The organism is Pseudoflavonifractor sp. 60 (assembly GCF_009911645.1).
Lineage (GTDB): Bacteria > Bacillota > Clostridia > Oscillospirales > Oscillospiraceae > Lawsonibacter.
The window spans coordinates 1-866 of the sequence record NZ_QWKI01000373.1 but is presented as its reverse complement, the minus strand read 5'-3'; the positions used below and the strand labels follow the sequence as shown (position 1 = coordinate 866).

Annotated in this window: 1 pseudogene; it reads left to right on the top strand. The window is 64.0% G+C overall.

The features are described from left to right. Positions 1 to 866, top strand: a pseudogene (locus tag D1646_RS22465) (hypothetical protein); the annotation flags it as partial.

The window sequence follows — 866 nt, the reverse complement described above, 5'->3', positions numbered from 1 at the left end:
GCCTTTGCGGTGAAGGGCGTGGTGGACTTCGGCAGGCGGGCGGTGCAGCTGGGCAGCGATATGGCCGAGGTGCAGAACGTGGTGGACGTGGCCTTCGGGGAGCTGAGGGGCCAGGCGGAGGACTTCGCCGGCACCGCGATAGCCCAGTTTGGCATGTCCACCCTGGCGGCGAAAAAGACCGCCTCCACCTATATGGCTATGGCCAGGGGGATGGGAATCGCCAACCAGGAGGCGGCGGATATGGCCGTCACCCTGGCAGGACTGTCCGGGGATGTGGCCTCCTTCTTCAACATCTCCCAGGAGTTGGCCGACGTGAAGCTGAAGAGCGTCTTCACCGGCGAAACCGAGACCTTGAAGGACCTGGGCGTGGTGATGACTCAGGACAACCTGAAGGCCTACGCCCTGTCCAAGGGTTTCAAAAAGTCCTATGACGCCATGGGCCAGGCGGAGAAGGTGGCCCTGCGGTACCAGTTCGTGCTGGACAGCCTGGCTCTGGCCAGCGGCGACTTCGCCCGCACCCAGGACAGCTGGGCCAATCAGACCCGCATCCTGTCCATGCAGTGGCAGGAGTTTATGGGCATCCTGGGCCAGTCCATCATTGCGGTGCTCAAACCGGTGGTGAAGTGGCTCAACGCGGTGGTGTCCCATATGATTGCCCTGGCCACACTGCTGAACAACACCGTGACAAAGGCCTTCGGTGGCGAGACCCAGCAGGCCCAGCAGACCAGCTCCGCCATCGCCTCCAGCGTGGACAACCAGGAGGCCCTCACCGACGCGGTGAAGGACACCAACAAGGCCCAGCAGAAGTCCCTGGCCGGCTTCGACGAAATCAACCAGCTGGCCGGGGACGCGGCGGAGAGCGCCGG